This is a genomic window from Acinetobacter sp. GN11 (assembly GCF_054823985.1).
Map to the genome: position 1 here is coordinate 1 of NZ_JRVL01000088.1, position 7345 is coordinate 7345.

At 34.6% G+C, this 7345-nt stretch carries 8 protein-coding genes; all 8 read left to right on the forward strand.

Annotated features, from left to right (window positions below):
- Positions 1–80: 80 nt before the first annotated feature.
- Genes NL42_RS09710 through NL42_RS09745 form a run of 8 tightly spaced genes read left to right on the forward strand, consistent with a single transcriptional unit; the run spans position 81 to position 7209 of the window.
- Positions 81–362, forward strand: a complete 282-nt coding sequence (locus NL42_RS09710) for a Flp family type IVb pilin (protein ID WP_461312591.1) — start codon at positions 81–83, stop codon at positions 360–362.
- Positions 363–420: 58 nt separating this feature from the next.
- Positions 421–1785, forward strand: coding sequence for a Tad domain-containing protein (locus tag NL42_RS09715; protein ID WP_461312592.1), 1365 nt, complete (start codon positions 421–423; stop codon positions 1783–1785).
- A gap of 8 nt (positions 1786–1793) precedes the next feature.
- Positions 1794–2525, forward strand: a complete 732-nt coding sequence (locus NL42_RS09720; RefSeq protein ID WP_461312593.1) for a TadE/TadG family type IV pilus assembly protein — start codon at positions 1794–1796, stop codon at positions 2523–2525.
- Positions 2522–3157 (forward strand): hypothetical protein, encoded by a 636-nt coding sequence (locus NL42_RS09725; protein WP_461312594.1) that lies wholly within the window; start codon positions 2522–2524, stop codon positions 3155–3157. The genes NL42_RS09720 and NL42_RS09725 overlap by 4 nt, the downstream gene beginning before the upstream one ends.
- On the forward strand, positions 3150–3338 hold the full coding sequence (locus NL42_RS09730; RefSeq protein WP_461312595.1) for a hypothetical protein: 189 nt from the start codon (positions 3150–3152) through the stop codon (positions 3336–3338). Before NL42_RS09725 ends, NL42_RS09730 begins: the two co-directional genes overlap by 8 nt.
- Positions 3338–4174 (forward strand): Flp pilus assembly protein CpaB, encoded by an 837-nt coding sequence (gene cpaB, locus NL42_RS09735; protein WP_461312596.1) that lies wholly within the window; start codon positions 3338–3340, stop codon positions 4172–4174. Before NL42_RS09730 ends, cpaB begins: the two co-directional genes overlap by 1 nt.
- Complete coding sequence (locus tag NL42_RS09740) at positions 4167–5516, forward strand: type II and III secretion system protein family protein (protein WP_461312597.1); 1350 nt, start codon at positions 4167–4169, stop codon at positions 5514–5516. Before cpaB ends, NL42_RS09740 begins: the two co-directional genes overlap by 8 nt.
- Positions 5494–7209, forward strand: coding sequence for an ATPase, T2SS/T4P/T4SS family (locus NL42_RS09745; protein ID WP_461312598.1), 1716 nt, complete (start codon positions 5494–5496; stop codon positions 7207–7209). The genes NL42_RS09740 and NL42_RS09745 overlap by 23 nt, the downstream gene beginning before the upstream one ends.
- Positions 7210–7345: the final 136 nt, after the last annotated feature.

Genomic DNA, 7345 nt, shown 5'->3' on the forward strand with positions numbered 1-7345 from the left:
AATTTGCACGATAATACACGAAAATGTACAAAAATAAACTGTACATTTAAAACATTTTATTTTTTGACTAGGATGCTTTAATGAAAAAAACAGATTTAAAACTTAATGTAAAAATGAATAAAGTTCGCGGTCAAGGTATGACGGAATATATTATTATCGTGGCTTTAATTGCAGTTGCTGCAATTGGGGTATTCCGTTTTTATGGTAATACAGCACGTTCTCAAGTTGCAGTTGCAGCAGCAGCATTAGGGGGACAAAATACTGCTGCTGGAAGAACAAGTGCTACAACCAATGCTAATTCGGCGACAAGAGAAGGTACTGTTGATAAACGATTAGGCACTTATGAGCAAGGTTCTCGTTAAAATAAATATTTAGAAATTTATAATAGCCATGCTTAAGTTAATTAAATAAGGTGATGATATGAAGCATCAATCAGGGCAATCAACAATGTTGATGCTTATTATCTCTTTAATATTAATGTTGACGATAGTTTTTGTTTTTAATACAGCTCAATTATTATCCGAACGGCAACAGGCGAAAATGCTTGCCGATCAAGCTGCATATGCAACAGCAACTCGGCAAGCAAGATTATTGAATATAAATGCTTATATTAATCGAACTCAAATTGCCAATCAGTTAGCTATTGCTCAAGGAGTTAGTACAGCTTCTTGGGCTAAATATGCTGCTAAAACTTCTGATAATATTAGTACGGCTACAACTTGGTTTCCGCCAGTCAGTGCTGTTTTTTCAAAAATTAGTACTGGTTTAGATTATTTTGCAGATTATATTGGGCCATATATAGAAGGTTATGGGGTTGAAGTTAGAGCGTTAGAGTCGGCACAAGCTGCTTTAAATCTGGTGAGCAATACCACTGTGTTGAATACTCCAAGAGAGTTTGCTGAATTAACTCAAAAGGATCACTCTGAATATGATCTTCGTCTGGTCATGTCAGCTTCGACCTTTCCAGCTCAGATTATGAAGCAATATGTTGAGAAAGAAAGGCAACGTATGGCTGATGTGGTATTGAGTTCAGCAGATCCTTTTATTACCAACCGCAGTAAAAATGATATTTTACCTAAGCTGATTTTAGCGCCAGGTGGATGGGATGAATATCGTATTCATAAAGCTGGCGGTACTGAATTGGTGCAACTTGATGAATGGAAAGGGGTTGATACTTTATCTATTCATCATTATTACAAAACCATTAAAAGATGGCGGATACGAAGTAGGCATGATGAGATGCCAATTGGTTGGGGTAGCGCACTCGGAAGTCAATTAGGCGAAGATCAAGCCCAAAGATCAGGTAGTTATGGAGGAGCAAGCTCAACCAATCCTCGAGCTCGGGATTATTCTGAAAATAATACTCCTCAATGGGATGTTCGAGATAATGGCGGAGAAATGACAGGTGTGGGGATCCCCAAGTTTTATGAATTGAAAGACTTAAATAATAAAGAAATGAATTTTCCATTTGTTATTTCGGTTAAAAAATCTCGCAATAAGCTTGAAACGGTTAATAGAAACTCTAACTTACGAATGTCTCCTAACTTTACGGTACTTGATAATTATGATGAGTTAGAAGGTGGCAAGTTTCGAAATGGTGATATGCAGGCTATTACTCAGGCTGAAGTTTATTTTCAGCGTCCTTGGGAACTTGAGGTAGTTGGAAATCAAATCAATCATGAGTATGGCTCGTTATTTAGCCCTTACTGGAAGGTACGATTATCTGATGATATGGATGTTAGTAAACGGGCGTTGGTAACCGCAGAAGCTGCTTGGTTGAATTGAGAATAAATATGCAAAACAATCAAAAAGGACAATCAATTGCCGAGTTCGCAATTGTGGCAGGAATCCTCAGTATGTTACTGATCGCTATTCCTATGGTTTCTAAACTGGCTACTGTTAAATTAAAATCAGAACAGGCAGCAGATTATGTTGCTTGGAGAGTCAATAAAGGAATTAACACGGATGATTCGGATAAGCTTTCACAGGAAGTTGGACAACGTTTTTTCGCCAGAACTGGTGCAGATGTTTTAAGTGATCGAAATGCTGATTGTGATGATGCGGCTGATCAGGATATGGCGGGTCAATCATTGGTGCATTGGGATTCTATACAGGTATCTGCTAGTCAACAAAATGAGAGGTATAGTAAAACATTAAGAATTGATCCTTTAGACGTGGCCGCTAAACCTTTTAGAAGTTTAAAATCTAATGGGCAATATACCGTTGACGTTACTGTTCCAGTTAATTTTGTGACAGGTATTATTGATTTCGAATTACCAGAAACATTTAATATTAAAAGTTCATCAGGAACATTAAGAAATAACTGGGCAGCAAATGAACCAAAAGAAATCAAAAAAATTGTAAAAAAATCCCGCTATTTAATTCCTTATGAACTCATACAAGCCAAGATTAATACAGTATATAACGTTGCTGTTGCTTCAATGGGGTTTGAGAAAAAAATTCGTGAAGATGGTATTTATAAAATGGAAATTGTTCCAAATGACCGAAAAGCTACATTAAAATGATCAAAAAACGAAACTTAATATCTATTCTGACTTTAATTTTTTTTATTGCTACAGATGCAAAAGCATGTCTGTTTGGTGATTTGAAAGAAAAGAATATGCAATTGATACCAATTGGTAAAAATAACATATTAAATGGATCAACAGTTCAAATGTTTAACTTATTTTCTCCTAGTTGTAGTTTGGAATGTTATATGAGAATTTTAAATGAAAAAAATTTAAGATTCACAAAACAGGGTTCTTTATTTTATATCGGAAAAGATGGTGGGGTTACATTACAACTGTTAAGTTTATCTAATAATGCGATGTCTGCTAGGGTTATTTGTAAGTCTAAAAGTAAATTAAAATATATTAAATTGCCTAATTATATAAAATTAAGTAATCCATCTACTGATTTTCAAAGTGAAGATAATGGTTCAGTTAGTCGGACTATGATGTTTAAGAATTTTAAAAAAAATGATTACTTGAATCTAGTTCATCAAATACAAAAGCAAGCAAAAACGAGTGACTTAAATTCATCATTTTCTTATTTTGAATTAAAAGATGGTGGTGAAGTAAATCTAATCTTTGATATGAGAAAACTAATCAATAATTTAGTTGTTGTGTATGTTGAAAAGAGTATATCGCATGCGTAATTCAATCAAAGGAAATACAACTACAGAATACTTAATATGCATGATTTTTGTTCTAACTTTATTAGTTGCTGGTAATAGCATTTTTGGCGATGGAAGTTTTTTCTTTATGTTTAAGGATACTTACGATTTATTTATGAATAAATTTAATGCAACAATTTTGAATTTGGATGCGATACCGTAATGAATTTACCTCATATTAATAAAAAAGTTTTTGCTTTTATTATTTCAATTTTAATCGGGGTATTCAGTATCTGGGGTTTTAAAAAGGCTTTTGATCATAAAGTTGAAAGTCTTACTCAAAAAGGACCTGAAGTTACATATGTTGTGGCGAGTAAAGAGCTAAGTACTGGAAATCTGATTTCAACCAATATTGTTTCACAAAGAAATGTTCCATCTGAATATCAGCAGTCTAATGCAGTATTGGCTTCTGATTATGATTCCATTGATGGTCTTCCATTAAAGGTGGACTTAAAACCTGGCGATATCATTATGTATTCCATGATTGAGATAAAAAAAGATATTTCTAAGCTTATTCCACCAGGACGAAGAGCTTTAACGATTCCTGTAGATGATGAAAGTTCAATTTCTACCATGCTGAAACCTGGTGATTTAATTGATCTCATGGTGACTTTGCAAAGTAGCGAGAAAACAGCAACTGTACCTTTAATGCAAGGCGTTAAAATTTTAGCGACCGGAAAGCAAACAGATGTTAATTATGAGGCTGGTGAGACTAGTGGTTATACCAATATTACTTTAGATGTAAGTGCCGAAGATGCTAAGAACATTACCATGGCAGCGAGTATGGGGCGAATTTCTGCGGTGCTACGAAATCCTGATGATCAGGTGATGAGTGATACAACTGGATTTATACAGTTAATCAATATGCAAAAACAAAATACGGTTGTAAAGACTCCTGTTGTTCAAGTCCCCGTGGTAAGACCTGAGGTTAATTCACATATTCAAGAAAATCAAAAACATTCAGGTTTTAATATTATTTATGGAAATAAAGATGAATAAGTCAACTTTATCTAGAACAATACAGAGCACATCTTTAGCTTTAGTGGCCAGCATTAGTGCATTTCATGTTAGCGCAATGTCTGATGAGTTATATATTGGGGAAACACTTTATCTAAATGATCCAGCTATTACAGATGTTGTTATTGGTAATGATCAAATTGTTAAAGCAAAGAATATTGGTCGTAAAGGTATAGCTTTAACAGGCGTGACTGCTGGAGATACCACGGTTAAAATTTGGAATGGTAAACAGTACATTTCATCTGAAGTACATGTTTTTCCGAGTAATTTAAAAAAGACTTTAGAAAATTTGCGTTCAGCTCTAGGTAATATTCCAAATCTGAGCATTAATATTGTTGGTGATAATGTTGTTCTGCAAGGAGCGAATATTAGTTCAGATGATAAAGATAAAATTGATAACTATGCCAGTCTTTTTAAGAATGTTGTCAATTTAGCCAAGACTAAAGAAAATAATGTCCAAGAAAAACAAAAAATGATTTATCTTGATGTTCGTGTTGTAGAAATTTCAACTTCTTCTACTAAAGAAATAGGAATTAATTGGAATACCTCTTCTATTGATGGTCCAAAATTTGGGATTATGGGGGACTTCAAACGAAGTGCCGCTTTTAGTTCAGCCAATAATCCACTTGCTAATAATATTCTTCCATTACCTAAGATTGATCCATTCCAAACATATTTTGGTTTAGCTAGTTATATTGATAGTAAGATTAATCTCTTACAAGAAAATGGAACTGCTAAGATCATTGCTCGACCACTTTTATCTTGTAAAAATGGTGGTAATGCAACTTTCTTATCTGGTGGGCAAATTCCTTACCAATCGTCAGGAGCAACAGGAACGCCTTCGATAGAATTTAAAGACTATGGTATTAAGCTAGATATTCATCCTACAATTTCTAATGAGGGAATTGTCGCTAAAATCTTAGCTGAAGTGAGTACTATTGATTCATCGGTACAAGTATCTGGCGTACCTGGCTTTTTAACAAGAAGAACAGAAACAGAATTTGTGGTTGGTCAAGGACAGACACTCGTACTAAGTGGTTTGGTTGGAGCTGAGAAAAATAGTACTGGAAGTGCAGTTCCTGGTTTAGGAAAAATTCCGATACTGGGTAACTTATTTAAAAGCCGTTCTAATCGAATAAAACAAAATGAATTAGTCTTCTTTGTGACACCTTATGTGTATGAAAAAGATTTTGAATCAAAAATGCAGCGCATAAGCCAAAGTGCAGATAGCGTTGCTCAAGCTGAGCTTGGTTCAGGATTAGTGCTTCCTAAAAACTATAATTTGCAAGATGAGAATGTTGATGAAACTGAAAATAACAAATAAAAGTCAGGAATCAATATTCACATTTGAAAAGACGGAAATTTTGATTGGTAAGTCGAAGAAATGTGATTTACAACTCAAGGGATGGTTTATAGCCGATCAACATTGTTCACTTAAAAAGTTGAGTGGAGGATATGTTGTTGAGGATTTAAATCGCGGTGCTAATGGGACAGTTGTGAATGGGCGGAAAATTGATTTTTATGGCCCTATTAATTTACAGGTTGATAGTATTGTCATTGGCGGATATACAATTCAACTTCTAGATGTAGATGATGATTTAATTCATCAAAATATAAAAGTTGTCAATTCTGAATCGATTGATCAGAACGTATTAGATGCTTTACGAGATACGACAGATGATGAGACTATTTATAGTACTCAAGTTACCAATATTCCTTATAACTCTAAAACCTATAAGATTCTAGAGGTTGAATGGATTCAGATCTTAAGAGAAAAGTTAGTTAAACAAATGGACCTGAGGCGCAAGGATATTAATACCATGACGCCAGAAGAGTTGAAAGTAGAAACTTTAACATGCTTGGAACAGGTTTTATTTGATGTAGATGAAGAGCTTCCTCAAGTTTTAAATGTAGATAGATTAAAACAAAAGATCATTAATGAGGCGATTGGTTTAGGACCACTAGAGGAGTTATTAAGTGATCCACAAGTCACTGAAATTATGGTTAATGCCAAAGATGAAATTTTTATTGAACAATCCGGGAAAATTATTAAAAGTGATCTAGAGTTTACTAGTAATAAAGCTATCTTAGATGTAATTGAACGGATTGTGACACCATTAGGACGAAGAATTGATGAAAGTTCTCCCATGGTGGATGCTCGTTTAAAAGATGGTTCTCGTGTAAATGCAATTATTCCACCTTTAGCAATTAAAGGACCAACAATAACTATTCGTAAATTCCCAGAAAAACGAATATTAATTGAAGATCTGGTCAGCTTTTTTAGCTTGAATGATGATATGGCTGATTTTCTTCAACTTTGTGTTGCTGCAAAAAAGAATATTCTAATCTCTGGGGGAACTGGCTCTGGGAAAACTACTTTACTAAATGTGCTCGCAGGATTTATCCCGAATGGTGAGCGCGTGATTACAATTGAAGATGCGGCAGAGCTTAAATTGGATCATGACCATCTGATTTCTTTGGAAGCACGTCCTGGTAATAATGAAGGCAAGGGTACGGTGAATATACGTGATTTAGTTAAGAACTCATTACGTATGCGTCCTGACCGTATTGTAATCGGGGAATGTCGAGGACCTGAAGCGCTGGATATGCTCCAAGCCATGAACACTGGTCACGAAGGGTCACTTTCAACATTACATGCAAATACGCCACGAGATGCGATAGCTCGTCTTGAAACCATGATTATGATGGCAGGTATGGATTTGCCACTTAATGCGATTCGGGAGCAGATTGCATCAGCGGTTGATGTTTTAATACAGCAATCCAGATTTTCATGTGGTTCTAGAAAGATTACCTATATCACTGAAGTGACAGGGATTGAGAGTGGTAAAATCCAGCTGCAGGATATCTACAAATTTGATAAAACAGGACTTGATTTAGAGTCACAAAAAATAAAAGGTTATTTTGGTGCAACAGGACTTATTCCTACATTTTTACAGGAATTAAAAGAATCTGGTTTCAAAATAGATATTGCTAAATTTCAGAACAGTGGATTTTAAATGTATATTTATTTAATCTTGATTGCTGCTGTTATGGTTGCGTTGACTTATTATCTGATTGTTTCTGAAAGTTTAAGTAATATTTTTTTAAAAAAGACCAACAAATTAGAAGAGCAACTGAACCTTAGCTATGTAT